Source organism: Erythrobacter donghaensis (assembly GCF_001557325.1).
Classification (GTDB): domain Bacteria; phylum Pseudomonadota; class Alphaproteobacteria; order Sphingomonadales; family Sphingomonadaceae; genus Erythrobacter; species Erythrobacter donghaensis_B.
In genome coordinates, this window is the sequence record NZ_LSJS01000036.1 from 1 (window position 1) to 23,552 (window position 23,552).

General features: G+C 67.2%; 23 protein-coding genes and 1 tRNA gene. 9 read left to right on the plus strand and 15 right to left on the minus strand.

Going from position 1 to position 23,552, the window contains the following annotated elements; genetic code table 11:
• Nucleotides 1-428, plus strand: a 428-nt coding sequence (pal, locus tag AX692_RS00695; protein WP_073977524.1) for a peptidoglycan-associated lipoprotein Pal, incomplete at its 5' end; no start/stop codon positions are given.
• On the opposite strand, the gene AX692_RS19410 is transcribed toward pal, so the two are convergent.
• Complete coding sequence (locus AX692_RS19410; RefSeq protein WP_155645030.1) at nucleotides 429-575, minus strand: hypothetical protein; 147 nt, start codon at nucleotides 573-575, stop codon at nucleotides 429-431.
• Between the two features lie 138 nt (nucleotides 576-713).
• Between AX692_RS19410 and AX692_RS00700 the strand changes: the two genes are divergently transcribed.
• Complete coding sequence (locus tag AX692_RS00700; protein WP_073975352.1) at nucleotides 714-1,247, plus strand: J domain-containing protein; 534 nt, start codon at nucleotides 714-716, stop codon at nucleotides 1,245-1,247.
• 12 nt (nucleotides 1,248-1,259) lie between these two features.
• Here AX692_RS00700 and AX692_RS00705 read toward each other — a convergent pair whose 3' ends face one another.
• From AX692_RS00705 to infC, 4 genes are all read right to left on the minus strand, one after another.
• Entirely contained in the window at nucleotides 1,260-1,811 is a 552-nt protein-coding gene (locus AX692_RS00705) for a DUF4274 domain-containing protein (RefSeq protein WP_073975351.1), read from the minus strand.
• A gap of 287 nt (nucleotides 1,812-2,098) precedes the next feature.
• Complete coding sequence (locus AX692_RS00710) at nucleotides 2,099-2,944, minus strand: SDR family NAD(P)-dependent oxidoreductase (RefSeq protein WP_073975350.1); 846 nt, start codon at nucleotides 2,942-2,944, stop codon at nucleotides 2,099-2,101.
• A gap of 21 nt (nucleotides 2,945-2,965) precedes the next feature.
• Nucleotides 2,966-4,390 (minus strand): SLC13 family permease, encoded by a 1,425-nt coding sequence (locus AX692_RS00715; protein WP_081095048.1) that lies wholly within the window; start codon nucleotides 4,388-4,390, stop codon nucleotides 2,966-2,968.
• Between the two features lie 121 nt (nucleotides 4,391-4,511).
• Nucleotides 4,512-4,991 carry a translation initiation factor IF-3 gene (infC, locus tag AX692_RS00720; RefSeq protein ID WP_073975348.1) on the minus strand — a complete coding sequence of 160 codons (480 nt, stop codon included), beginning with the start codon at nucleotides 4,989-4,991 and terminating at the stop codon, nucleotides 4,512-4,514.
• A 274-nt stretch (nucleotides 4,992-5,265) separates the two neighbouring features.
• On the opposite strand from infC, the gene AX692_RS00725 reads away from it, so the two are divergent.
• Entirely contained in the window at nucleotides 5,266-5,835 is a 570-nt protein-coding gene (locus tag AX692_RS00725; protein ID WP_073977526.1) for a MarR family transcriptional regulator, read from the plus strand.
• Here the strand turns inward: AX692_RS00725 and pdeM are convergent.
• Nucleotides 5,832-6,539 (minus strand): ligase-associated DNA damage response endonuclease PdeM, encoded by a 708-nt coding sequence (gene pdeM, locus AX692_RS00730; protein WP_073975346.1) that lies wholly within the window; start codon nucleotides 6,537-6,539, stop codon nucleotides 5,832-5,834. The two genes, AX692_RS00725 and pdeM, sit on opposite strands and share 4 nt — an antisense overlap.
• Before the next feature lie 113 nt (nucleotides 6,540-6,652).
• Between pdeM and hemF the strand changes: the two genes are divergently transcribed.
• Nucleotides 6,653-7,510, plus strand: a complete 858-nt coding sequence (hemF, locus tag AX692_RS00735) for an oxygen-dependent coproporphyrinogen oxidase (protein ID WP_073975345.1) — start codon at nucleotides 6,653-6,655, stop codon at nucleotides 7,508-7,510.
• 64 nt (nucleotides 7,511-7,574) lie between these two features.
• Here the strand turns inward: hemF and AX692_RS00740 are convergent, their stop codons facing one another.
• Nucleotides 7,575-7,784 carry a hypothetical protein gene (locus AX692_RS00740; protein WP_073975344.1) on the minus strand — a complete coding sequence of 70 codons (210 nt, stop codon included), beginning with the start codon at nucleotides 7,782-7,784 and terminating at the stop codon, nucleotides 7,575-7,577.
• Between the two features lie 410 nt (nucleotides 7,785-8,194).
• On the opposite strand from AX692_RS00740, the gene AX692_RS00745 reads away from it, so the two are divergent.
• Both AX692_RS00745 and AX692_RS00750 read left to right on the plus strand, forming a co-directional pair.
• On the plus strand, nucleotides 8,195-10,285 hold the full coding sequence (locus AX692_RS00745) for a RelA/SpoT family protein (RefSeq protein ID WP_073977527.1): 2,091 nt from the start codon (nucleotides 8,195-8,197) through the stop codon (nucleotides 10,283-10,285).
• A 1-nt stretch (nucleotide 10,286) separates the two neighbouring features.
• Nucleotides 10,287-10,646 carry a VOC family protein gene (locus AX692_RS00750; protein WP_073975342.1) on the plus strand — a complete coding sequence of 120 codons (360 nt, stop codon included), beginning with the start codon at nucleotides 10,287-10,289 and terminating at the stop codon, nucleotides 10,644-10,646.
• A 111-nt stretch (nucleotides 10,647-10,757) separates the two neighbouring features.
• Here the strand turns inward: AX692_RS00750 and AX692_RS00755 are convergent, their stop codons facing one another.
• On the minus strand, nucleotides 10,758-11,711 hold the full coding sequence (locus AX692_RS00755; RefSeq protein ID WP_073975341.1) for a peptidylprolyl isomerase: 954 nt from the start codon (nucleotides 11,709-11,711) through the stop codon (nucleotides 10,758-10,760).
• Between the two features lie 299 nt (nucleotides 11,712-12,010).
• Here AX692_RS00755 and AX692_RS00760 point away from each other — a divergent pair.
• A tRNA-Ser gene (locus AX692_RS00760) sits at nucleotides 12,011-12,101 on the plus strand.
• 60 nt (nucleotides 12,102-12,161) lie between these two features.
• On the opposite strand, the gene hpnH is transcribed toward AX692_RS00760, so the two are convergent.
• Both hpnH and ispH read right to left on the minus strand, forming a co-directional pair.
• Nucleotides 12,162-13,307: an adenosyl-hopene transferase HpnH gene (gene hpnH / locus AX692_RS00765; RefSeq protein ID WP_073976070.1), complete on the minus strand. Its 1,146-nt coding sequence runs from the start codon at nucleotides 13,305-13,307 to the stop codon at nucleotides 12,162-12,164.
• A 9-nt stretch (nucleotides 13,308-13,316) separates the two neighbouring features.
• Complete coding sequence (gene ispH / locus AX692_RS00770; RefSeq protein WP_081095050.1) at nucleotides 13,317-14,273, minus strand: 4-hydroxy-3-methylbut-2-enyl diphosphate reductase; 957 nt, start codon at nucleotides 14,271-14,273, stop codon at nucleotides 13,317-13,319.
• A gap of 244 nt (nucleotides 14,274-14,517) precedes the next feature.
• On the opposite strand from ispH, the gene AX692_RS00775 reads away from it, so the two are divergent.
• Together AX692_RS00775 and AX692_RS00780 are read left to right on the plus strand one after the other, a co-directional pair.
• Nucleotides 14,518-15,126 carry an ABC transporter substrate-binding protein gene (locus tag AX692_RS00775; protein ID WP_073976068.1) on the plus strand — a complete coding sequence of 203 codons (609 nt, stop codon included), beginning with the start codon at nucleotides 14,518-14,520 and terminating at the stop codon, nucleotides 15,124-15,126.
• Between the two features lies 1 nt (nucleotide 15,127).
• The gene (locus tag AX692_RS00780) at nucleotides 15,128-16,294 is read left to right on the plus strand and encodes a VacJ family lipoprotein (protein WP_073977079.1); all 1,167 of its coding nucleotides are present in this window, start codon (nucleotides 15,128-15,130) and stop codon (nucleotides 16,292-16,294) included.
• Between the two features lie 9 nt (nucleotides 16,295-16,303).
• Here AX692_RS00780 and AX692_RS00785 read toward each other — a convergent pair whose 3' ends face one another.
• From AX692_RS00785 to hpnE, 5 genes are all read right to left on the minus strand, one after another.
• Nucleotides 16,304-18,892: an MMPL family transporter gene (locus AX692_RS00785; protein ID WP_073975640.1), complete on the minus strand. Its 2,589-nt coding sequence runs from the start codon at nucleotides 18,890-18,892 to the stop codon at nucleotides 16,304-16,306.
• A 3-nt stretch (nucleotides 18,893-18,895) separates the two neighbouring features.
• The gene (locus AX692_RS00790) at nucleotides 18,896-19,324 is read right to left on the minus strand and encodes a DUF2141 domain-containing protein (protein ID WP_073975641.1); all 429 of its coding nucleotides are present in this window, start codon (nucleotides 19,322-19,324) and stop codon (nucleotides 18,896-18,898) included.
• 256 nt (nucleotides 19,325-19,580) lie between these two features.
• A complete protein-coding gene (locus AX692_RS00795; RefSeq protein WP_073975642.1) occupies nucleotides 19,581-20,255 on the minus strand; it encodes a hypothetical protein in 675 nt (224 codons plus the stop codon).
• A gap of 37 nt (nucleotides 20,256-20,292) precedes the next feature.
• Nucleotides 20,293-22,248: a squalene--hopene cyclase gene (shc, locus tag AX692_RS00800; protein WP_073975643.1), complete on the minus strand. Its 1,956-nt coding sequence runs from the start codon at nucleotides 22,246-22,248 to the stop codon at nucleotides 20,293-20,295.
• A 10-nt stretch (nucleotides 22,249-22,258) separates the two neighbouring features.
• Nucleotides 22,259-23,545, minus strand: a complete 1,287-nt coding sequence (gene hpnE, locus AX692_RS00805; RefSeq protein ID WP_073975644.1) for a hydroxysqualene dehydroxylase HpnE — start codon at nucleotides 23,543-23,545, stop codon at nucleotides 22,259-22,261.
• Nucleotides 23,546-23,552 lie beyond the last annotated feature (7 nt).

Sequence of the window (23,552 nt, forward strand, 5' to 3'; positions counted from 1 at the left end):
ACAGCGACACCACGCCGACCCCGACCCCGGCCCCGCGTCCGACCACTATCGCCGGCCCGGCGGTGGGCACGCAGGCGCACTTCGCGCAGGCCGTCGGCTCCTCGACCACGATCTACTTCGAGACCGATCGCTACAACGTCGACACCCAGGATGCCGCCGCGCTCCAGGCGCAGGCGCAGTATTTCGCGCGCTTCCCGCAGATCACCTTCACCATCGAGGGCCACGCCGACGAGCGCGGCACGCGCGAATACAACATCGCGCTGGGCGAAAAGCGCGCCAATGCGGCGAAGGCCTATCTCGTCAGCCTCGGCGTCGATGCCAACCGCATCGCGGTGGTGAGCTACGGCAAGGAGCGCCCCGTGGCGCTGGGATCGGACGAAGGCTCGTGGGCGCAGAACCGCCGCGCCGCGAGCGTGATCATCAACTGATCAGCTGTGGAGCAGGCCGGGCGAGAGCTCGGCCTGCACCGCGACCGGCGCCTCGAAGCCCGCCAGTTCGCGCGCGCCCGTGACAACGCACAGCCCCGCGAGCGCGAGCACGCAGAACAGGCTGGAGAGGGTCAGTTGCTGGCTCATGATATGCGATCCTTTTGCAATGCAACATTTCACATTGCAACCGGTTCCCGGCTTCTCACGCCTTCCCATTCGGTGCCATAGCGCCTAGATTGACCGCGTGACCCAATCGACCAACGACATGACCTCCGGGGCAACCCGGTGAGCCGCGCGCGCCGGTCGATGGACTGGGGTTTCCCGCGCTGGCGCGGCTATGGTTCCTCGCAGGAGGCGGCCAATGTCCGCATCTGCGACCGCCATGGCTGCGACGAGCCCGGCGATTGCCCGGCACCCAAGGCCCCCAACAGCCGCGACCGGTGGTATTTCTGCCAGAAGCACGCGGCCGAATACAACGCCAAGTGGGACTATTTCGAAGGCCTCGACAAGGCCGAGAAGGAGGAGCGCGCGCGGTCCGAGCGGCAGGAGAGCGCGGGCTACGCCGAAAGCGCCCATTATGGCTGGGCGGGTTCAGGCGACGGCTCGCGCTCCGCAGACGAGATGCGCGCGCTGGAGGTGCTCGGCCTCGAACCCGATGCCGATTTCGCTGCGATCAAGAAGGCCTATCGTGCGCGCGCCAAGGAAGTGCACCCCGACGTGAAACCCGGCGATGCCGAGGCCGCCAAGCAGTTCCAGCTGATCCAGACGAGCTACGAAGTCCTGCGCGCGGCGGAGGAACGCCGCGAGTGGCGGGGGTAGGGCAGGCGCGGCCTATTCGGGGAAAAGGTCGTAATATTCGTTGCGATCGGCATAGCCGCCGACCTTGCGGCCGGGGATCGAGAGCCGCATCAGCTCGGGATGGAGCCTGATCGTGGGGTCGTCGAAATCAGCCTGCTGCTCCAGCAGATATTCGATGTCGCGGCGCCGGGACGCGCGATCGCGCTCTGCATGGGCAGCGATGTTGAGCCCGTGGCTCCCGCGGCAATCATAGGCGATCTCGGAGCGCGGGTAGCCATCCGTGTTGAAGCGCTGCACGATGTATTTGAGCATGGGCGGGACGGAGAATTCGTTTTCGCCCATCGGCTCTTCGCAATCCTGCCAGTCGTAGCCGGTCGGCTCCCCTTTCCAGAAGGTCATCACTGCCGTGGCCCTGTCGCAATCGGGCTGGCTGACGATCCAGTAGAGCCCGTCGAGCCGGTCGTCCCAGTTGAGGTTGTCGGCATAGCGGTGCCAGTCGTCGGGTGAACGGCTGGCGAGGAACGCCATCTGGCGCTGGAACAGCTCTTCCTGCTGGCGCTCGAAATCATCGTAGGCTTGGTTCATGGCGGCGGGTCCCGATCTGCGGCGATGGTGCCAAGTGCCTAATCGGGAATGATAAAAGATTGCTGAAGCTGCGTCTGGCAGACGGGTCCGCACGCACCCCCGGCGTCTCCCGGCGCGGGACGAGCGAAAGGACGTTCCTACTCTCGCGCTGTCTGACAGCTTGCCGGAATGACTTGCCCCGCGCTCCTTCCCGCCTGCTCTCGTGCCGCCTCGGGCGGCCTCACGCGGGGGAAGGAAATTTCACAATATAGAGTGTCTCTCGCGTCTCATGGTTCAACCTTGCGGGATCAGGGCTGAACGGGCGGGCCGGCGAAGCCCTTGCCCTTGGAGTCGATCTGCGGATCGGGGTTGTCGTTCCACCACGGCACGTCGGTCCAGGGGCGCACGTCGACCTCGTGGCTCCAGCAGTTGCGCGGCTGGTGGGCGAGGTGCCAGTAGGTCTCGGCAAGGGCGGCGGGGTCGATGATGCCATCGCTCCCCTTGCCCTGCTTGAAGGCGTCGAACCGGTCGCCCAGCAGCTTGCCGAGCGTGTCGGGGGCGTCGACCGGGCCGTCGACGATGACGTGGGCGACGTGGATGCCCTTGGGGGCGAACTCGGCGTTCAAGGTCTGGCAAAGCATCCGCCGCCCGCCCATCGCCGCGGCGTGGCTGTGCTGCCCGGCATTGCCGCGCACCGCGGCGGTGGCCGAGGTGACGAGGAGCGTGCCGTGGGGGCCTCCATCGCGCGCCCGCTCGACCATGTGCGGGAACAGCGCGTGGGCGAGGCGGAAGACGCCGAAGGTGCCGAGCCGCCAGCCGAGCTCGAAGATGCGGTGCGGGGTCTGCTCGAGCGCGCGGTTCCCGATCTGCGCGCCGAGGTTGTAGAGCGCGGCCCTGATGGGGCCGATATCGGCTTCGGTGCGCGCGACGAGCTCCTCGATGCTGCCGTCCTCGGCCGCGTTGAGGAGGGTGCCGGTGGCGCTGCCGCCCGCCGCCTCGATGGCGCGGGTCATGCGGGCGAGGCCCTCGGCGTCCGAACGGCGGGCGAGGACGGCGTGGTAGCCTCCGGCGGCAAAGCGCGCGGCGGCGCTGCCCCCGATCCCGGCGCCCGCGCCGATGACAAGGAACACGGGCTTGCGGCTGTCGGTCATCATCAATCTCCCTTGCGCCGCCGGTCACACCAGCGCGGCAATCCCCCATACCACGGCGACGATCAGCACCGCCCCTGCCACATCGAGCAAGGCGCCCGCGGTCACCATCGCGCCGATGCGGATGCGCCCCGTCGCCCAGGCGATGGCGTTGGGCCCGGTGCCGGCCGGAAGCATGAAGCCCCAGCTTGCCGCCAGCGCCGCGGGGAGCGCGAGCAGCACCGGATCGACCCCGAGCGCCACCACCAGTGCGGCGACGACGGGGACGATACCCGTGGCGGTCGCGACGTTGCTGGCAAACTCGGTGACGACGATCACCAGCACCGTCACCGCGAGTGCCACCAGCAGCAGCGGCCAGGCCTCGAGCGGGAGCAGCGCGGCGCCGATCCACTTGGCGAGGCCCGAGGCCGACATGCCGGCGGCGAGCGCGAGGCCGCCGCCGAACATGAAGATGACGCTCCACGGCGCGCGGTCGGCCTCGCGCCACACCAGCAGCGGGCGGCCAGTGCCGTCAGGCAGCAGGAACAACGCCAGCGCGGCGATGATGGCGATGGTGCCGTCGGTCCACGATCCCGGCGGCAGCAGCGTAGCGACCAGCGGCTGGGTGACCCAGGCAATGAAGGTGACGATCGCTAACGGCACCAGCCGCTTTTCGGGCGCGGTCCAGGCAGCGTGGGCATCGATCGCGGCCCGCGCGGCGGCGACGTCGAAGGGGTGTGCCGCCACGCGCTGCACCCGTGCGACGATGAAGGCGGCGAGCGGGACGCTCAGGAGCACCAGCGGGATGCCGTACAGCGACCACTCGGCAAAGGTGATGCGCACGCCCGCCAGCTTGTCGAGCAGCCCCACCGCGATCGCATTGGTGGGCGAGCCGACGATGGTGCCGAGACCGCCGATACTCGCGGCAAAGGCGATCCCCATCGGGAGCGCGCCTGCGATGCCGTCTTGCGGCACCTGCGCGTCACCCTCGGCGACACTCCCGCCCCCTTCGAGCACCGCCAGCGCCATCGGCATCATGATCAGCGCGGTCGAGGTGTTGGAGATGAACATCGAGAGCAGCGCGGACGTCAGCATGAAGGCGATCAGCAGCCGCACCGGCCCGCCGTCCGCGCCCACGCCGCGCAGGATCGCCAGCGCCAGACGGCGGTGCATGCCGGTGCGCTCGATCGCCAGCGCGATGAAGGCGCCGCCGAGCAGCAGGAACAGAATCGGCGAGTAGTAGGTGCTGGCGGTCTTCTCGGCGTCCGAGACCCCGGCGAGCGGCAGAATCACGAAGGGCAGCACCGCCGTGACCGCGAGCGGCACTGCCTCGGTCATCCACCAGGCGGCCATCCACAGCGTCAGCCCCGCGACGAGCCACGCGCCCTCGCCCATCCCCGCAGGCGGGGCGGCGAACGCGGTGAGGGCGAAAGCCAGCGGGCCGAGAACGAGACCGATGCTGCGCGCTGTCATGCGATGCCTGTCTCCCCCGGTCATGGCGGGAGGGACTATCAGCACGGGCCGGGGGCGGGCAAGGAAAAGGGGCGGCAACCTCGCGGCCCGCCCCCTCTGGTCCTGTGCAGCGAAGGCGCGCCTACTTCGGCGCGAGCACCATCAGCATCTGGCGGCCTTCGAGGCGCGGGAAGGCCTCGACCTTGGCGATTTCGGCGACATCGTCCTGCACCTTCTTCAGCAGGTCCATGCCGAGGTGCTGGTGAGCCATCTCGCGCCCGCGGAAGCGCAGCGTGATCTTCACCTTGTCGCCATGTTCGATGAACTTCGACACGTTGCGCATCTTCACGTCGTAATCGTGGGTGTCGATGTTCGGACGCATCTTCACTTCCTTGATGTCCTGCGTCTTCTGCGTCTTGCGCGCGAGGTTCGCCTTCTTCTGCGCCTCGTAGCGATACTTGCCGACATCGAGGAACTTGCACACCGGCGGGTCCGCGTTGGGGGACACTTCGACGAGGTTCAGGCCTTTCTCGTTGGCCTGCTCGATCGCTTCGCGCGTGTACATCACGCCGAGGTTTTCGCCTTCGTCATCGATGACGCGAACCTTCGGGACGTTGATCATGAAATCAAAACGAGGGCCGCTTTTGACAGGCGGGGCCAACGAGCGCCGGGGTGGACGTGATATGGGGTGTTCTCCTGTGGTAGCTTCGTGCTGGCGGCTATGTAGTGCGAAACGCGGGCCAGCGCCAGATGGAGTCTTGCACGTCGCCGTGCGCGCCGCTCCGGTCGGGTGCCGGTCGGGAGGGTCGCGCGGGACTGATCCGATATGGATGCATTACCCTCCCTTTCGGAGCGATCGCCTGCATCCTTTGCGTTCGCCACATAAGTAAGTTAATGTGTATGAGCGATTTTTCGCGGAGTTCGGTTCGGCACGCGTGCACCAGCGCAGCGAGGGCGAAGTGGAAGTTCAGGATCTCCTCGACAATCTCGAAGCGAATATGTCGCCTTCGTCCTTGCGCGATCTTGCGGCAACAATCCTGAGGCTGGCGGATTCGATCGACCAGAATTGGGACCCGGGTCTTCGGCGGTCCAACTATCCGGTCTTCTCGCGTGCCGCCCGGATCGAGCGCAATGCCCTGTCGCTCTCGTTCGCGGCTACCAAGGAAGAATATCGCGCCAAGTTCCGCGACGAGGCGCTCGGCGGCGATCTGGTCGGGATCCCGGCCTGGAACATGCTGCTGGAGCTCTTCAAGCAGTTCTCGGGCGGGGCGAGGGTCTCGACCAAGTCGCTCCAGATCATTGCCCGCTGCCCGGAGACGACCGCGTTGCGGATCATCGACAAGCTCGAGGATCGCGGGCTCGTGATCCGGATTCCGTCGGACACCGACCGGCGGGTGACCTTTGTCGCGCTGAGCCGCGAGGGCCTCGCCAAGGTCGGCTCGGTGCTCGAACGCTTCGGCAGCTAGGCAGCACGCTGCCACAACGGGAAGCGGGCGATGCGCCCGGCGGCGGGCATCAGCGCCTCGATCGCGTGCGCGGGTTGCAGCGCGCCGAGGATCTCGGGGTGGGCGGCGTCGAGCCCGCCGGTGAGCGTGCCGAAGGCGGGGAGGATCATGCGCTCGGCCCCGCCCTTGCTGCGGCCCATCACCGCACAGGGGCGGGCGATGTGGCGATTGCGGACATTGACCCTGAGCTTCGGGTGGTAGTGGCCGGATAGCTCGGGCGCGGTCTCTCCCGCGCGGGCCTCGTGGCGCAGGATCACGCCGCCCAGCTCGAGCTCGGGCATGATCGTCCCGCCGAAGCCTTTCGGCAGCGCCTCGTCGTGGTTGCCGGTGATCCACACCCAGTCGAGCGCGCGGGTGAGCGCCTCGAGCATGCCCGTGCAATGGGCATCGAGTCGCAGCGCGCCCGCGTCGTCGTGGAAATTGTCGCCCAGCGTGATCACCCGCCGCGCGCCCGTGACCTTCACCGCGTCGGCCAGCCGCTCGAGCGTGTCGCGGCTGTCATAGGGCGGGAGCATCTGGCCCCTTGCGGCAAACCAGCTCGCCTTTTCCAGGTGCAGGTCGGCCACCAGCAGCGCGCGCTCGGCCGGCCAGTAGAGTGCGCGCCCGCTGCCGAGCGCAAGCTCGTGTCCGGCGAAGGGAAAGGGGGTGAACATAGCGCGAACCATGTACTCTCTCTGCCGCCAATTCCGCCGCTTGGCAACAGCGCCGCGAAGCCTTGGCGGGGCTTGTGCCCCGCGCGCCTTCGCCTATGGTGCGCAAGGATTACGGACGGGGATGTATGACGGACTGGACACCTTACACGGACCGCGCGCGCGTGTGGTTCGAAGCACTGCGCGATGACATCTGCGCCGAATTCGAGAAGATCGAGCGCGAGGCTGGCTCCGACGCCGCCTTCCAGTACACTCCCTGGCAGCGCGAGGAGGAGGGCAACCCCGATCCCGGCGGCGGCACGCAGGGGCTGATGAAGGGCAAGGTGTTCGAGAAGGTCGGGGTCAATGTCTCGACCGTGCGCGGCAGCTTTGCCAAGGAATTTGCCGCCAGCATCAACGGCGCGAGCGCGGAAGCGCCCGGCTTCGTCGCCACCGGCATCAGCCTCGTCGCGCACATGAGCAATCCGCATGTGCCCGCGGTGCACATGAACACCCGTTTCCTCACCACCACCAAGGCGTGGTTCGGCGGCGGCGCGGACTTGAACCCGCCGCTGCCCTACGACGAGGACACCGCGCAGTTCCACGATGCGATGCGCGCCGCGTGCGATCCGCACAACGAGACCTATTACGAGCGCTATTCCAAGTGGGCGGAGGAATATTTCTACATCCCCCACCGCAAGGTGCATCGCGGCGTCGGCGGACTGTTCTGCGACCACCTCGAATGCCCCGACGATGCCGCGTGGGAGCGCAATTTCGCCTTTATCCAGGACATCGGCAGGCAGTTCCTCGAGGTGTTTCCGGCGATCGTCAGGAAGCGGATGAACACGCCCTTCGATGCGGCGGACGAGGCGCAGATGTTCGAATACCGGGGCCGCTATGCCGAATTCAACCTCGTCTACGACCGCGGCACGATCTTCGGCCTGAAGACCGGCGGCAACATCGACGCAATCCTGATGAGCCTGCCGCCGCGCGCGACGTGGAGCTGAGCGGGCCGTCCGTGGTCAGGGTCCTGGAAACAGAGGGGCCTTCGCCCCTCTGTCCACGTAGCGATCAGATCGGCGCCGGCGCGTAGAAATTGACGTCCGGCAGCACGATGTAGCTGAGGATGGGGTTGCCGGTGATGGGGTCGTAACCGGTGACGATGTAGCCTTCACAGGTGACGCCATTGCACCAGAAGTCGGCCGGCGGGCCCGGCGGGCTTTCCTGCGCGGAAGCGGGAACTGCAGATGCGACGACAAGCGTTGCAGCGGTGGCCGTCAAGGCCCTTTTCAATATGTGCATTTTCGCAACCCTTTCAAAGCGCTGCCAGGATTGGGCAGCGCTGGAAGAGTGTGTCGTGACAATATCATGTCAAACAAAATTTTGACGGATTGGGATTTTGACCGGAAATTTGGAAAATGATTACAATAAAATCCTAACAAAATTTCGTGCTAATATCATTTCGTATTTTATAAATACAAAATATTATTTTAGTTGCTCGGTTTAATAGTTAACTAACTCGTCAGAAAGTTGGCCATGATTCGGAACAGATCAATGAATTTTACCGGATAGATCCTGATCCCGCTCGGGATTGCCGCCCCTTTCATGAGGAATTTGAGCCCCTCCGTCGCAGCTCGCGCATAGCCTTAATGGCTTGCCCAGTCGCCTGCGCGCCCCCATATTCGGGCACGATGCTCCGCCAGTATGAACTCGTCGAGAAGGTCCTCGATTACGACCCTGACGCCGACGAGGCGATGCTCAACCGTGCCTATGTCTACACCGTGCAGAAGCACGGCTCCCAGAAGCGCGCCAGCGGGGACCCCTATTTCTCGCACCCTGTCGAAGTCGCGGGGTTGATGACTGACCTCAAGCTCGATCAGGCGACCATCATAACCGCACTGCTCCACGACACGGTGGAGGACACCCTTGCCACGATCGACGATATCGAGGCCCATTTCGGCACCGAGGTCGCGCGGCTGGTCGATGGCGTCACCAAGCTCTCGAAGATCGAGACCATGCCCGAGAACGAGCGCGCGGCCGAGAACCTGCGCAAGTTCCTGCTCGCCATGTCCGAGGATATCCGCGTGCTGTTGGTCAAGCTCGCCGACCGGCTGCACAATATGCGCACGCTGCACTTCATCAAGAACCCGGAGAAGCGCAAACGCATCGCCCGCGAGACGATGGACATCTACGCCCCCCTCGCCGAGCGGGTGGGGATGTACGAATACATGCGCGAGATGCAGGCGCTGGCCTTCCGCGAGCTGGAACCGGAAGCCTGGGCCACGATCACGGGCCGGCTCGAACAGCTGCGCTCGCAAGGCGGCGGGCAGGTCGACGACATTGCCCTCAAGATCAAGCAGCGCCTCGCCGAAGCTGGGCTCAAGGTCGAGATCTGGGGGCGCGAGAAGCACCCCTTCTCGATCTGGCACAAGATGGCCGAACGCCATGTCAGCTTCGAACAGGTCACCGACATCATGGCCTTTCGCGTCCTCACCGAAAGCGAGGAGGATTGCTATCGCGCATTGGGTATTCTCCACACCACATGGCAATTCCTGCCCGGGCGCTTCAAGGACTACATCTCGACGCCCAAGTCGAACGGCTACCGTAGCTTGCACACCTCGTTGATGTACGAGAACTCGATGCGCGTGGAGGTGCAGATCCGTACCCGCGAGATGCACCGCACCAACGAATTCGGTCTCGCCGCGCACTGGGCCTACAAGCAGGGTGACAAGCCCGACGGTGCGGTCGGCTGGCTGCGCGACCTGATCGAGATCGTCGATGCCAGCCACGACGCCGAGGAGCTGCTCGAACACACCCGCATGGCGATCTACCAGGATCGCATCTTCGCCTTCACCCCCAAGGGTGCATTGTTCCAGCTGCCCAAGGGGGCGACGGCGGTCGACTTCGCCTTTGCGGTCCACACCAATCTCGGGCTTCAGACCGCGGGCGTGAAGATCAACGGGCGGCACATGCCGCTGCGCACGCCGCTGGCGAATGGCGACGTGGTCGAGATCATCAAGAACCCCCACGCGAGCCCTCAGCTTTCCTGGCTCGCCTTCGTGGTCACCGGCAAGGCACGGGCCGCAGTCCGGCGCGCGGTGCGGATGAAAGAGCGCGACGAGGTCGCCGCGATCGGCTCCAAGCTGTTCGACGAGATCTCGGCCCGCGTCCCCGCCCGGATCGGCAAGAAGGCCATCCGCGCCGCGGTCGAACGGCTTGGCATGGAGGAGCCCGATGACCTCATGTACGCGATCGGCGCGGCCAAGATCTCGGACCGCGAGGTGATGGAGGCGCTCGTCCCCGGCTGCACCGCGGGCATCGCCGAGGACGAGCACTGGGAGCGCCGCGAGCGCGCGATCTCGATCCGCGGCCTAGCGCCGGGTGTCGCCTTCGAACTCGCCCCCTGCTGCCACCCCGTCCCCGGCGACCGCATCGTCGGCATCCGCCGCAAGGGCGAGCCGGTGCTGGTCCACGCGATCGACTGCCTCGAACTGGCGAGCGGCGTGGACAGCGACTGGATCGACCTTGCCTGGGGCAACCGTTCCTTCGGGGCTGCGGGGCAGCTCTCGGTGACGATCTACGACCGGCTCGGCACGCTCGCCGAGATGGCGGGCATCTTCGCACAGAACAAGGCCAACATCATCACCCTGATGCAGGCGCATATCGACCATCCTTTCGTGACCTACGACGTCGAGGTCGAGGTTGAGGACGTCGGGCACCTGAACCGCATCGTCTCGGCCCTGCGCGCCAGCGACGCCGTGGCGCAGGCGGAGCGGCAATAGGGTGGGCGTTGTCGGGCTCGATCACGTCCAGCTCGCGATTCCGGCGGGCGGCGAGGACCGAGCGCGGTGGTTTTTCGCGGAGCTGCTCGGGATGACCGAGGTGCCCAAGCCCGCCAACCTCTCAGCCAGCGGCTGCTGGTTCACCGGCGGGAGCATGGCGCTGCACATCGGCGTCGACCACGATTTCCGTCCCGCGAAAAAGGCGCACCCCGCGCTGCTGGTGGACGACCTTGCAGCTCTGCGCGAGGCGCTGGCAGCGGCGGGCCATCCGATCCGCGAGGACAAGCCGGTGGAAGGCTACACGCGCTTCTTCACCGAGGACCCTTTCGGCAACCGCATCGAGCTGATGGAGCGGGCGTAGGGCCATCCTTCGTCATTGCGAGCGTAGCGAAGCAATCCATCGATCGGCGGTTCCGCAATGGACGACGTCAGTCCACGGATTGCCGCGCGGCTGCGCCGCTCGCAATGACGATTAGGAAGCGACGCGCCGCACCGGCACCTTGATGTTGCAGATGTCCGCGCCGCCTGCGGGGGTGATGAAGAACGGATCGCGGCGGTTGGCGATGGCTTCGGCGTAGCGGCCGAAGGTCTCGCTCTCGGTCGAGAGGTATTCGAACTTCGGTTGCTCGGCGGCCACGAAGTCGCTTGCCACCCGCACCGACAGGATCGGCGTGCGCTTGCCTGCTTCCTCGGCGGTGTAGAACCCCAAAGCGCCCGACCCGCGCGGTAGCGAGGAGAGGTGCTCCATCCCCTCGATCACCCGGCCCACGAGCGCGATATTGCGATCCAAGTGCCGCGGGGCATGGCCGATCACGGTATAGAGCTCCGCGCCGGAGCCTGTGTCGGGCGAATAGTTCCGACCGACGCCGACCATGCCGTAGCAGTGGGTGGGCCAAGCTACATCGCCGTTCCACCCAATGGGCCAGCCAGTTCGGAACCCGACATGGGGTGCATAATTCTTGTCCGTCAGCCAGGAAAACCAGGTGGCGAAGCCCGAATGGCGTGGGACCATATAGTCGTCTTCCCCCATCGCCTTCAGCCCTTCCGGCAATGGCTTCGGCTTCCCCGTCGCCTCGGGGTTGTCGTAATTGGGATCGCCCCACTGGGTGACGTAATTGTCCTGCACCCGGTTGACCGAGATGCCGTCATACCAGCGCGAGCGCGCGAAGAGCCGGATGTTGTGCACCCAGCCTTGGCTGAAGGGCGCAGGAATCAGTTGGATCACCACGGTGCGCGGCTTGCCCTCGGCATCGGGCGCGAGGGTCATCACCAGCAGGTCCTCCGCCGGGATCGCCACCCAATCCGCTCTGGGCGCGGCCGCGACGATCTCGGACGGGGCGGGGGCCGCAGGTTTGGCAGCCTCCTGAGCGGCAAGCGGCAGGGTCAGGGCGAGCGCAGCGGCGGCGGCGAGGAGTGCGGTTCTCATGGGCGCGAGTTGTTGCACAGACCCCGCCCAATCAAAAACCCCTTTTCCGCACGCAAAGGGGGGCGCGAAAAAGGGGCTCTTGCGGCCGCGTTCGCAGGGAATGCCGGATCCGCGCAGCGCTGGCCGAGGCGACTCCCTTACCACGATTTTGGTACCCGGCCAAACCTCAACGCCTTGCGGAGGCGGCGTTTGGCCGCTATCGGCCCGTGCCTGTCTTTCTGAGCGCTCAAGCAGCGAAGCGATAGCGCGCCATTCCAGCGCTCAAGCAGCGCAGCGGTAGCGCAGCAGGAAAGTCACGCGGAGCAGTGGCCGAGTGGTCGAAGGCGCACGCCTGGAAAGTGTGTATACGGCAAAACCGTATCGAGGGTTCGAATCCCTCCTGCTCCGCCAGCTTTCCGCCGGACAGGCATTGCGCGGCTTGCGTTCGCCCTGCGGCCCGATCACCCGGCCTCAGGCTGTCCGTTTTGCAGGCCTTGCCGGATCGCCCTGCTCTGCGCGGATGAGTGCCATCTCGCGTTCGACATGGCTGGAGTACACGTCCTGCGCGGCGCGCGCCTGCGACAGGTCGATGTCGGGTGCCATGGGGCCTTCGGTCCGGATTCCCTGAAGGGCAATCCTGGCGAGCTTCCACGGGCGCGAAATCGCGTCGCTTGCCGCGGTGCCCTCGAACCCGCAATGCACCATGCAATCGGCGCATTTCTCGTACTTGCCGAGCCCGAACCGGTCCCAGTCGGTGCCCTCCATCAGCTCGGCGAAGGTTTGTACATAGCCCTCGCCGATCAGGTAGCAGGGCTTCTGCCAGCCGAACACCGTGCGCAGCGGCATCGACCAAGGGGTGCATTCGTAGGTCTGGTTGCCGGCGAGGAAGTCGAGGAACAGCGGCGAGTTGGTGAAGGTCCAGGCCTTGCCCCCGTCGCCACGCCGGAACACGTCGCGGAAGAAGTTCTTCGTGCGCTCGCGGGTCAGGAAATGTTCCTGGTCGGGAGCGCGTTCATAGGCGTAGCCGGGGGAGATGGTGATTTCGACGCCGCGTCTTTCCATCTCGTCGAAGAAGGCGGCGAGCCGCGCCGGATCGGCGCCGTCGAACACGGTACAATTGACCTGAACGCGAAAGCCCTTGGCCTTGGCAAGCTCGATCGCTGCAATTGCGACCTCGTAGGTGCCGGCCTGATCCACCGCGTGGTCGTGCATGCCCTTGTCGCCATCGAGATGAATCGACCAGGTGAAGAAGGGCGAGGGCACGTAATCGTCGATCTTCTTCCTGAGCAGCAGCGCGTTGGTGCACAGGATCACGAACTTCTTCTTCGCCACATAGCCCGCCACGATCCGCGGCATGTCACGGTGGAGCAGCGGCTCGCCGCCGGCGATCGACACGGCCGGCGCGCCGCATTCGTCGATCGCTTCCATGCATTGCTCGTAGCTGAGCCGCCGATTGAGGATCGCGTCCGGATAGTCGATCTTGCCGCAGCCGGGGCAGGCAAGGTTGCAGCGCAGCAGCGGCTCCAGCATCAGCACCAGCGGATATTTTCCGCCCCTGATGTGGTTCTTGACAGTATAGCTGCCGATCCGGGCAAGCACTTGTGCGGGGAGAGTCATGAGGCGGTCCTATTCGGCAGCAATGGCCTCGCTGTGCGCGGGGCTGTGCCGCAATTCGGCAGGCAGGCTGAATTCGACCTTCTCGATGATGCCATCAAGGGTCGAGACCTCGATCCGGGCGAAGTCTCTCAGCCTCGCGATCACGTCCTGCACCAGCGAGTCCGGAGCGGACGCCCCGGCGGTAAGGCCGATCCGCGACTTGCCCGAGAACCAGGATCGGTCGAGCGAGCTGCCATCGGCAACGAGATAGCTCGGCACGCCGAGATCGTCGCCGATTTCGCGCAAGCGGTTCGAATTGGAGCTGTTCGGTGCGCCAACCACCAGCAGCAGATCGACCACCCTGCACAGGTCGCGCACGGCGGTCTGGCGGTTCTGGGTCGCATAGCAGATGTCGGAGGTGGACGGGCCCACGACATCGAGGAACCGCGCTTCGAGGGCCGCAATCACTTCGCGCGTGTCGTCCACGCTGAGCGTTGTCTGGGTGATGTAGGCGACCGGCTCGTGCTCCGGAATTGCGAGCGCCCCGACATCGCTGGAATTGCCCACGAGATGCACGGGAGCGTCGATCTGGCCGAGCGTGCCTTCAACCTCGGCGTGGCCGGCATGGCCGATGAGGATGACCGTCCGCCCGGCAGCGGCATAGCGGCGCCCCTGCATGTGAACCTTGGTGACCAGCGGGCAGGTCGCGTCGAGCACCGGCAGATTGCGCTCCCTGGCCTTGGCTTCGACCTCCCGCGCCACGCCGTGGGCGCTGAAGATCGTGCGTGCGCCCCGGGGCACCTCGTCGAGCTCGTCGACGAACACCGCGCCCTTGGCCTTGAGCGCTTCCACCACGTGGCGGTTATGCACGATCTCGTGGCGGACATAGACCGGCGCGCCGTAGCGGTCGAGCGCCCGCTCGACGATGTCGATGGCGCGCACCACACCGGCGCAAAACCCCCTGGGTTGAGCGAGAATTACTTTCATTCTGCGAAAATCCCAAAGATCTCTCGATGGCATGACCCCCTGTGGTCACGTACCTGTCAGCCAAGAGAGGTGGTGCCAGCTGTGTTTTGACGAGTTTGCGCTGACGTTCGTCCGCGATATTGTCCATTATCGCTGAAAAGAGCACGGCGATGCCCGGCAGGGCGGGGCGTGGCTTGCCTGCCACGGGGTCGCTTTGTAGCCTTCAAGCCGATCCTTTGCCTTTGAACATCGGAAGCGGCATCCCATGACTTATCGCGCAATATCGATGTCCGTGGCGGCAATCGTGTGGGCGCAACCCGCGCTGGCGCAGGCACCGGACACGCGCCCGGCGGTGGCGGTGGTCCAGACCTTCAGCGATGCCCTCGTCGACAGCATGAAGGCAGGCGGCTCGATCAAGTTTGCCGAGCGCACGGCGCGGCTCGCTCCTGTCATCGAACGGAGCTTCGATCTGCCGCTCACGACGCGGCTGGCGGTCGGCCCGGCATGGTCGACCTTCAGCGCGAGCGATCAGACCGCCCTGGTTGCAGCGATCCGGCGGATGACGGTTGCCGAATACGCCCGCAACTTTTCGAGCTGGAACGGTGAGGCGATCATCGTCGACGGCAAACCCAATGTTCGCGGAGGCGATGCTCTGGTGCGCACCACGCTCACCCGGAAAGGCAAGGCGCCGGTCGTCATCGCGTACCGCATGCGGCAGAGCGGCGGTCGCTGGAGGATCGTCGATGTCCTGTTCAACGGATCGGTGAGCCAGCTTGCGACCCGGCGTTCGGACTATGCGGCGATCGTCAAGCGCGGCGGGGCCAAGGCGCTGATCGCGCATCTCGGAGCGGCTGCCGACAAGGCCGCGCGCTGACATGGCCGGATGTGCCGGGCCGCTGCGCATGCCGGCCCATGCCGGATCGGCGCTCGCCTTCGCTCTCGTTGCCCTCCTCGCCATCGAGACGCCGGGACGTGCGCAGGCAACAGGGGCGGCCGAGGACGGGACGTCGACGATGCCGACCGAGTTCGTGGGCGTCGGCGCGGTGCCGCCTGCGCCGCCTGTCGACGCCGCGCCTGCCGCAGCGGCGGCCCCGAACCCCGAGACGACTGCCATCCCAACCAGACTGCTGGCCGCCTTCGAGCTCCCGCCAAAGGAGGAGGTGGTGCTCGGGCCGGGCCCGGTCGCCGACGCGCTGTCGCCCCCCGATGAAACCACGCCCGGCGATCCGCTGGAGCGCACCAATCGCGGCTTCTTCAAGACCCAGAGCAGTATCGACCGCCGCTTTTTCCAGCCCGTCGCCAAGGCCTATCAGCGGGTCGTGCCCAAGCCTGTCCGCTCGGGGCTGCGCAACATCATCCGCAACCTCACCGAACCGATCGTCTTCGTCAACGATCTCCTCCAGCTGCGGCCCGGCCGCGCGCTGAAGACGCTCGGCCGGTTCGCGATCAATTCGACCGTCGGGCTGGGCGGCGCGATCGATGTCGCCGAGAAGCTCGATCTACCCTACCGCAGCAACGGCTTCGGCACCACGCTCGGCCGGTGGGGTGTCGGGCCGGGGCCCTATCTGTATCTGCCGCTCATCGGGCCGACCACCTTGCGCGATCTGCTGGCCGGGCAGATCGATGCGCTCACCTTGCCGGTAGGCGTCGGCTTTCCGTTCAATCGTCTCGACTATCAGCTCAGCCGGACGGTGGTCTCCACGATCGACAAGCGCGCCGAGGCCGAAGCCGATCTCCAGGCCCTCTTGAGCGGTGCTGCCGATCCCTACGCGACGCTGCGTTCGGTCTATCTCCAGAGCCGGGAGGCAGCCATCGCCGATGCCCGCGGCAAGCCGCTCGAACTTGCTCCGCTGGATGATCCGCTGCTCGATCCGGCAGACCCGGCCGCGGATAGCGGCGCCCCGGCGGATGCACCTGCCACCGACTCGGTCCCTGAACCGCTGCCCGATCCGGTGGACGGCGCCGAAGACCCTGCCGAACAAGCGCCCGAAGATCCCTCCGCAGCTGCACCCATGCTCGTGGGTGCCGCGCCGGGTTATTGAGCCGATGCGCTAGTCCTGCAGCGCGCGCGCTCTCGGCGGGCCGAGCAGGGCCGGCTCGAAGATCAGCGCGCAGACCAGCGTCCATGCAAGCGAAAGCATCAGGATCTTGCCCATGCTCGCGGTGCCGGGGTGCTGCGAGATCCACAGCGCACCGAACGCGCTCCCCGTGGCGAGCGCGCTGAACAGCACCGCGCGCGCGAGACTGGATTGCAGCAGATCGCGCGCGCCTGCCCTCCACGCCATCACGAAGTAGATGTGGAAGGCAACGCCCACCCCGAACAACAGCGGGAAGGCAATGATGTTGGCGAAATTGATCGACTGGCCGATCAGCACGCAGGAGCCCAGCGTCAGGAACCCCGATAAGACCACCGGCGCGAGCGTGAAGGCCACTTCGCGCAGGTTGCGCAGCACCGCGAACAGCAAGAGGCTCACCAGCGCGAGCGCGATCACCCCGGCCTGCACGAAGGCCCCGGCAATCGTCCCCGCCGCCGCCTGGGTCGAGACCGGCAGGCCGGTCGCGGTGGGGGCGACTTGCTGCACTGCGCGCGTGAAGCGTTCGAGCACACGGTTGTCATTGCTGTCGCCGCGGGGAAAGACCTGCACCCGCGCGCGCCCGTCAGGCGTGACCCAGTCACGCACGATTTCCGGCGGCAGGGTGTCGCGGGTAACTTCGCTCGCCTGCAGCGCGGTGCTGGCCTGGCTGAGCATGGTTTCGAGCGGCTGGGTCAGCACCCGCTCGACCTTTTCGCGCATCGCCGGGGGTGCTGCCGCCAGCCGCTCGAAGGCCGCCGCCAGCCGCCGCGCTTCGCCGCCCTCCGCTCCGCCTCCGACTGCGCGCAGCTTCGCGGCTGTCGCGGTGAGCGCCGCCACGGTTTCGGCGTCGCTCGCGGGCGGGGCGATGTCGAAGGGGTTGAGCGAAAGATCGAGCAGCAGCGCGGCATCCTGAATGATCGCGAGCTTGGCCGGTTGATCGGCGGGGATGAAGCTGTCGAGCGTGATTGCCTGGGCAACCTCGGGCAGCGTCGCCAACCGCCGGGCGAGTGCCGCCGCGGCGTCCGCATCGGCGGTGATGACGTCGATCGTATTGGGGGTGCGCAAGGGATCCTGCATCAGGTCGGCGAGCGTCCGCATCGCCGGAGCATCGGGGTCGCGCAGGTGGAACGGGTTGAAATCGAAGGTGACCAGCGGCAGCAGCGCGATGCTCCCGATCATCGACAGGCCGAAGGCCCACAGCACCGCGCTCCGCCTGCGTTCGAGAAACCGGTCGATCGGCGCGGCCCGGGCGAAGCCGACCTCGGCGCGGGGGCGGCCCGGCTTGATCAGCATCAGCAGCGCGGGCAGCAGGATGACGCTGAACAGCAGCGCAATGACCATGCCGATTCCCGAGATGATGCCCAGCTCGGCAATCCCGACATAGGCGGTCGGCAGGAAGGCCCCGAATCCGAGGAACACCGCGCCCGCCGCGAGCATCAGGGGCCCGCCCAGCGCTCTGGCGGCATTGTTCAGCGCCGCGCTGAAATCCGCGCCCTCGTGCCGCTCGGCGTTGAAGCGCACGGCGATCTGGATCCCGAAATCGACGCCCAGTCCGACGAACAGCGGGATGAAGGCCACCGAGATGAGGTTGAGCTCGCCCACCGCCAGCAAGCCGATGGCGGTGGTCGTCACCAGTCCGGCGACAATCGTGACCACGATCGCCGCAACGATCCCGGCTGAGCGCGTCGCGAACCACAAGGTCGCGACCATCGCAAGCACCATCAGCAGGCCGACGAGGCCGATGTTCTCCTCGAGCGAGGAGAATTCCTCGTCGGCCAGCGGCACAGCGCCGGTGACCCGCACGGTAACGCCGCTGTCAGCGTCCAGCCCCGCCGCGCGTGCCGCGGCGTGGACGGCGGCGGTGGCCTTTTCTCCGGGTTTGAGGGCGGTGAAATCCAGCACCGGCTGAAACAGGATCAGCTGCCGCGTCGGTGCCGCGAGCGTGCCTTGCCCGCCGCCGATCAGCTGCTGCCAGGAAAACTGCGCCGGTCGCCCCGCGAGGCTGGTTTCAACCACATCGGCGAACCGCCCGACCGGTTGGTCTAGCGCCGACAGCTCCGCATCGCCCCGCTCGACCCCCAGAAGCACGGTATCGAGCGCCCCCGCGATCCCGCGCAGCGACGGATCGGCCGCCAGCGGGCCGAGCAGGGGCTGCGCCTCGATCAGCGATGATGTCGCCGCGCGCACCTCCGCCTCGCTGCCGAACAGGAGGCCGTGGGTCGCGAAGAACCCGCCGCCGTCGGGGCGGCGCGCCGAACGGAAGTGGGCGGTGTCTGCGGCCATGGCCTCGGCCAGGGTTGCCGCCGCGCGCTCGGCCGCCTCGGGCGTGGTCGCGTCGATCACCACCAGCGAGGCGTCGGTGAATTGCGGGAACGCCGCATTTGCCGCCGCTTCTTGCTTGCGCCACGTCACGTTCGGGGAAATCAGGGCCCCGGTGTCGGTGGTGAGGGCGAAGTGGGTGGCGGCATAAAGCGCTGCCGACAGCATCGCCAGCAGGGCGGCAGCGACAACCGCCACCGGGCGCCGCGTGCCGAGCGCCACCATCGCATGAATGGGGTTTTCCATGGTTTAGGAGCCCGATCCGCCGAAATATTGCAGCCTGACCGAGATCGACTGTCTGCCGCCGGTCACCTCGAAGGCCGCCTCGGCAAAGCGCGGGGCGCGGAAGCGCACGCGCACATTGTTCGAAAAGCCGATCCCCTCGCGCGGGATTCCGAGAAGGCCGCGATCGACCTTCTTGTTGCCGTTCTCGTCATGGGTGATCTGCGCGGCATAGCGACCCGGGGGAACGCCGCGCACCACGACCTCGACCCGGCCCTGCCGCGCGCTCGCCTCGGCGGAGTAGGGGCATTTCGACAAGAAACTGGCCTGCGGACAGATATCGACATGGATGTTGCCGCGTGCGCTGCGGGCGTTTTCGATGATGACGTGGAGCGTGCGGGATTGATCCGCAGGATCTTGCGGTTCGGCCTGCGCGGCAATGGTGAGTAGCGGCATCGCCAGGGCCGACGCGATAATTCCCGCGGGGCGGAGTGGTGGGCCCGAAGCGGCAGGCGGCGGGGCGATCCGGCAGGCGCGCGCACGACCGCGCCGCGCCTGCGAAAGGCGTGCTCTCATCCGGCAGATCCCTCCATCATACGGCGCATGATCGCGGCGGCACTGAGTCGCCCCACGCCGGAGGGTTCGACCACGGGTCCAGCCCGGGCTTTCGGAATATCGGCTTTTTTGCAGGCACCCAGGCATGCCGGGATATTCAGCCCGATCCGCCGCCGAGAGGGAGCGCCTCGGGCAGGGCGAGCCTCCGTGCGCCTTCGCGCAGACTGGTCATCGCACGCACGAAGCCTCCGATCGCCCGGACGAAATCGGCGAATTGCCCGGGCCGGGTCGCCAGCGACAGCGCCATCGCCCGCCCGTCGACCGAGCCATCGGGACGCATCGCCACCGCAATCGCCGGCGGCAGGGCGCGCGATACCTCGTCGGAGATGCAGCGCGCGATTGCGAAAGGCAGCGCGCGCTCGGCGGCGACCTCGGCTGCGACGTGGCTTTCCATGTCGGCGCAGAGCGCGGCATGGCGGGCCCCGAGCGACCGCTTCTCGGCGACATCGGCGATCAGGCGACCATCGGCGTAGACTGTTCCGGTCCGCGCCTGTGGCAGCTGCCGCCGCAGCGCAGCGGACCAGAGCGGATCGCATTCCGCCGCGATCGCGCCGGACACCCTTGCGCCGATGACCCAGTCGCCGATGCCCAGCCCGTCGGCCAGCGCACCGGCAAAGCCGAAGCTAACGATGCCCATCGCGCCGGGCGCGGCGGCGCGCAGGCGAGTGCGCAGGCCCTCGGCATCGCCCCCGCCGGCGATGACGGTGAATTCCTTGGGGCCGAGCACCGCCGCCTCGCGCTGCGTGCCGGTGACGACGATGAGCCTGTTCACGCTTGATCCCCTCCGGCCGAAGGCGACCGGGGCCTGCCTACATCCCCCAAGCCACCCGCCGCGTGTTGCTGCGCTTGAGATTGCGATAGCGCGCCATCGCCCACAGCGGGAAGTATTTCGGGTAGCCGTGGTAGCGCAGGTAGAAGACGCGCGGAAAGCCGCCGCCGGTGTAGACATCCTGCTCCCACAGCCCGTCGGCCTGCTGGTGCCGGGCGAGCCACGCGACGCCCCGCTCGACCGCGGGATCGTCCACCGCGCCGGCCGCCATCAGCCCGAGCAGCGCCCAGGCCGTCTGCGAGGCGGTGGAGGGCGCCGAGGTGTAACCCGCGTAGTCGAGCGCATAGCTGCGGCAATCCTCGCCCCATCCACCATCCGGGTTCTGAATGGCGCGCAGCCAATCGGCGCCCTTGCGGATCGCGGGATGATCCGGCCCGAGGTCCGCCGCCGCCAGCGCGCAGAGCGCCGACCAGGTGCCGTAGATGTAATTCACCCCCCAGCGCCCGAACCAGCTGCCATCGGTCTCCTGTTCGTTGGTCAGATAGGCGATCGCCGCGCGCATCCGCGCGCTGTCGGCAGGCTCGCCGAGCTGCGCCAGCATCGAGACGCAGCGCGCCGAGACATCTGCGGTAGGCGGGTCGAGCAGCGCGCCGTGATCGGCGAAGGGGATGTTGTTGAGGTAGTGGTAGCTGTTGTCGGCATCGAAGGCGCCCCAGCCGCCATCGCGCGATTGCAGGCCGACGGTCCATTCGGCGCCGCGCGCGACGGACTCGTCGAAGCGTCCGCCCGCGTGGCCGCGCGCGCGGGCCATCGCCATCACCACGACGGCGGTATCATCGAGGTCGGGATAATGCGCGTTGGCATATTGGAACGCCCAGCCGCCCGGACGCACGTCGGGCTTCACGTCCGCCCAATCGCCCCTGACCTCCAGCTCCTGGAGCGGCCGCAGCCAGTCGAGCGCGGCCAGCGCGCGCGCTTCGTTGACGGGCCCGCCCGCCTCGAGCATCGCGTGCGCCGCCAGCGCGGTATCCCACACCGGCGAGAGGCAGGGCTGGCAATAGGCCTCCTCCTCGCCCACCACGAGAAGCTTCTCGACACTGGCGCGGGCGATCGCGCGGTGCGGGTGATCGGGCGGATAGCCGAGGCAATCGAACATCATCACGCTGTTCGCCATGGCGGGATAGATCGCACCGAGCCCGTCTTCGCCGTTCAATCGGGTGACGACGAAGTCGACACAGGCCTGCACCGCGCGGGCCCGCAGCCGCTCCGGCCACAGAGGCTCGGCGCGCTTCAGCACCACGTCGAGCGCGCCGAAGGCTGCGCGCCAGACGCGCTTGGCATCGGCCGCCTGGGTGCCGAGCGCGGCGGGGCGGCCGGTGTAGAGCTCGTCGACCAGAATGCCCTTGGGATTGCGCGCCAGCGGGCGCTTGGCCGCCAGCACCAGCAGCGGCACGATCACCGTGCGCGCCCAGTAGGACATCTTCGACAGGTGCACCGGGAACCAGCGCGGCAGCAGGATCAGTTCGGCCGGCATGGTCGGCACCACGTCCCACGAACCCGCGCCGAACAGCGCCAACTGGATTCTGGTGAAGACGTTGCAGGTCTCTGCCCCGCCAGCCGCCAGCACCGCCGCCCGCGCGCGGGCCATATGCGGCGCGTCGGGTGCATCGCCGATCATCTTGAGCGCATAATAGGCCTTGATCGTCGCCGAGACATCGAAATCGCCGCCATGGTAGAGCGGCCAGCCGCCATGCGCATCGGACTGGATCCGCCGCAGATAGCGCGCGATCTTGCCCTCCAGCTCGGTATCGACCGGTTCGGCGAGATAGTGGCGCAGCAGAATGTACTCGGCCGGGATCGTCGCATCGGCTTCGAGCTCGAACAGCCAATGGCCGTCCTCGCGCTGCAGCGCCGACAGGGCATCCGCGGCGCGCGCAGCGGCCTTGTCCGCAGTGTCGATGAGATCGACACGTTCGAGAACTGCGGTGTTCAACATGACTGCCCCCTTAGCTCGCGATCGCCAGACGCGCGGCGGCTTCCCCTGACCGCAGCGCGCCCTCGATGGTTGCGGGCAGGCCGGTCTGCGTCCAGTCCCCCGCAAGAAACAGGTTGCGCCAGCGAGTCCGGGTGGCAGGACGCCTGGCATCCTGATCCGGGGTCGCGGCGAAGGTCGCGCGCTTCTCCTTGACGATTTGCCACGTCGGCATCGGCGCATCGCAGCCGAGCGTTGCGACGATGTCTTTCCAGATCCGCGCGGCAAGCTCTTCGCGATCGGCGTCGATGAGGTCGTCGGCCCCGCTGATCGTGATCGAAATGCGATCGGGATGGCACACCACCCACTGCGCGGTCCCGCCGATGAGCGCAGTGATGGCGCGCGCGCCGGGGGGCGCGGGGCAGGCGAAATGGGCGTTGAGAATCGAACAGAAGCGGTCGGGCACGACCAGGCCCGCGACCAGCTCGCCCGCGACCCAGGGCGGCACGGCGAGGACCACGCCAGCATCGCCGAGCGGCTCTGCCCCTGCGCCGAAATCGAGCGCGACGACGTCGTCCCCCTCCATCGCGATGCCGCGCAGCCGGGCGCCGAAGCGCACTGTCACGCCGCGGGTGGAGAGCCAGGTCAGCGCCGGATCGACGAACACCGCATCGAGATTGGGCACGGCGACCATCGTCCGGCAGGCGCGCCCGCCGCGCGCGAAGGACTCGCGCAGGAACCGCCCTGCCAGCCACGCCGAACCCTCGGCGGGCGGGCAATTGAGCACCGCCAGCATCATCGGATCGACCACCCGGTCCCAGAAGGCCCCCTGGCTGTCGACCCGGTCCGCGATCGTCGCGGGCCCCTGCCGGCTCAGCGCGAGGCGGGCCAGCGCCAGATGCTCGCCGAGCGTCGTCCCCGGTGTCCTCCGGCTCGGATCGAGCACCCACCATGGCAGCGGACTATCGTTGATCGCAAGCGTCCAGCGCGCGCCGTCCCTCAAGTCATGGAAGGCGAAGTCGGCATGTTTGGGGCCTTCGAGCCGGTCCGCCGTGCCCAGCACGCCCAGATAGCGCCGGACCGCCTGATTGCCCGAGAAGACGAAGTGGTTGCCGTTGTCGATCGTCTGGCCGAGCGTGCGGTCGAAGTAGCTCCGGCAGCGTCCGCCCGCACGCGGGGCCGCCTCGTGCAGCGTCACCCGCGCGCCCCGGCGGGTGAGTTCGATGGCCGCCGCCAGCCCGGCAAGCCCGGCGCCGATCACATGGACGATGCGCCCCGACGTCACGCCCTTGGCACCGCGCGGGCCCTCCACGCGCTGCATCCGGCCT

Bases quoted from the DNA above. Each gene is read 5' to 3' on its own strand.
- AX692_RS19410 (WP_155645030.1), bottom strand. From the start codon at position 575: ATGAGCCAGCAACTGACCCTCTCCAGCCTGTTCTGCGTGCTCGCGCTC.
- AX692_RS00705 (WP_073975351.1), bottom strand. From the start codon at position 1,811: ATGAACCAAGCCTACGATGATTTCGAGCGCCAGCAGGAAGAGCTGTTC.
- AX692_RS00710 (WP_073975350.1), bottom strand. From the start codon at position 2,944: ATGATGACCGACAGCCGCAAGCCCGTGTTCCTTGTCATCGGCGCGGGC.
- AX692_RS00715 (WP_081095048.1), bottom strand. From the start codon at position 4,390: ATGACAGCGCGCAGCATCGGTCTCGTTCTCGGCCCGCTGGCTTTCGCC.
- infC (WP_073975348.1), bottom strand. From the start codon at position 4,991: ATGATCAACGTCCCGAAGGTTCGCGTCATCGATGACGAAGGCGAAAAC.
- pdeM (WP_073975346.1), bottom strand. From the start codon at position 6,539: ATGGTTCGCGCTATGTTCACCCCCTTTCCCTTCGCCGGACACGAGCTT.
- hemF (WP_073975345.1), top strand. From the start codon at position 6,653: ATGACGGACTGGACACCTTACACGGACCGCGCGCGCGTGTGGTTCGAA.
- AX692_RS00745 (WP_073977527.1), top strand. From the start codon at position 8,195: ATGCTCCGCCAGTATGAACTCGTCGAGAAGGTCCTCGATTACGACCCT.
- AX692_RS00755 (WP_073975341.1), bottom strand. From the start codon at position 11,711: ATGAGAACCGCACTCCTCGCCGCCGCCGCTGCGCTCGCCCTGACCCTG.
- hpnH (WP_073976070.1), bottom strand. From the start codon at position 13,307: ATGACTCTCCCCGCACAAGTGCTTGCCCGGATCGGCAGCTATACTGTC.
- ispH (WP_081095050.1), bottom strand. From the start codon at position 14,273: ATGAAAGTAATTCTCGCTCAACCCAGGGGGTTTTGCGCCGGTGTGGTG.
- AX692_RS00775 (WP_073976068.1), top strand. From the start codon at position 14,518: ATGACTTATCGCGCAATATCGATGTCCGTGGCGGCAATCGTGTGGGCG.
- AX692_RS00780 (WP_073977079.1), top strand. From the start codon at position 15,128: ATGGCCGGATGTGCCGGGCCGCTGCGCATGCCGGCCCATGCCGGATCG.
- AX692_RS00785 (WP_073975640.1), bottom strand. From the start codon at position 18,892: ATGGAAAACCCCATTCATGCGATGGTGGCGCTCGGCACGCGGCGCCCG.
- AX692_RS00790 (WP_073975641.1), bottom strand. From the start codon at position 19,324: ATGCCGCTACTCACCATTGCCGCGCAGGCCGAACCGCAAGATCCTGCG.
- shc (WP_073975643.1), bottom strand. From the start codon at position 22,248: ATGTTGAACACCGCAGTTCTCGAACGTGTCGATCTCATCGACACTGCG.
- hpnE (WP_073975644.1), bottom strand. From the start codon at position 23,545: ATGCAGCGCGTGGAGGGCCCGCGCGGTGCCAAGGGCGTGACGTCGGGG.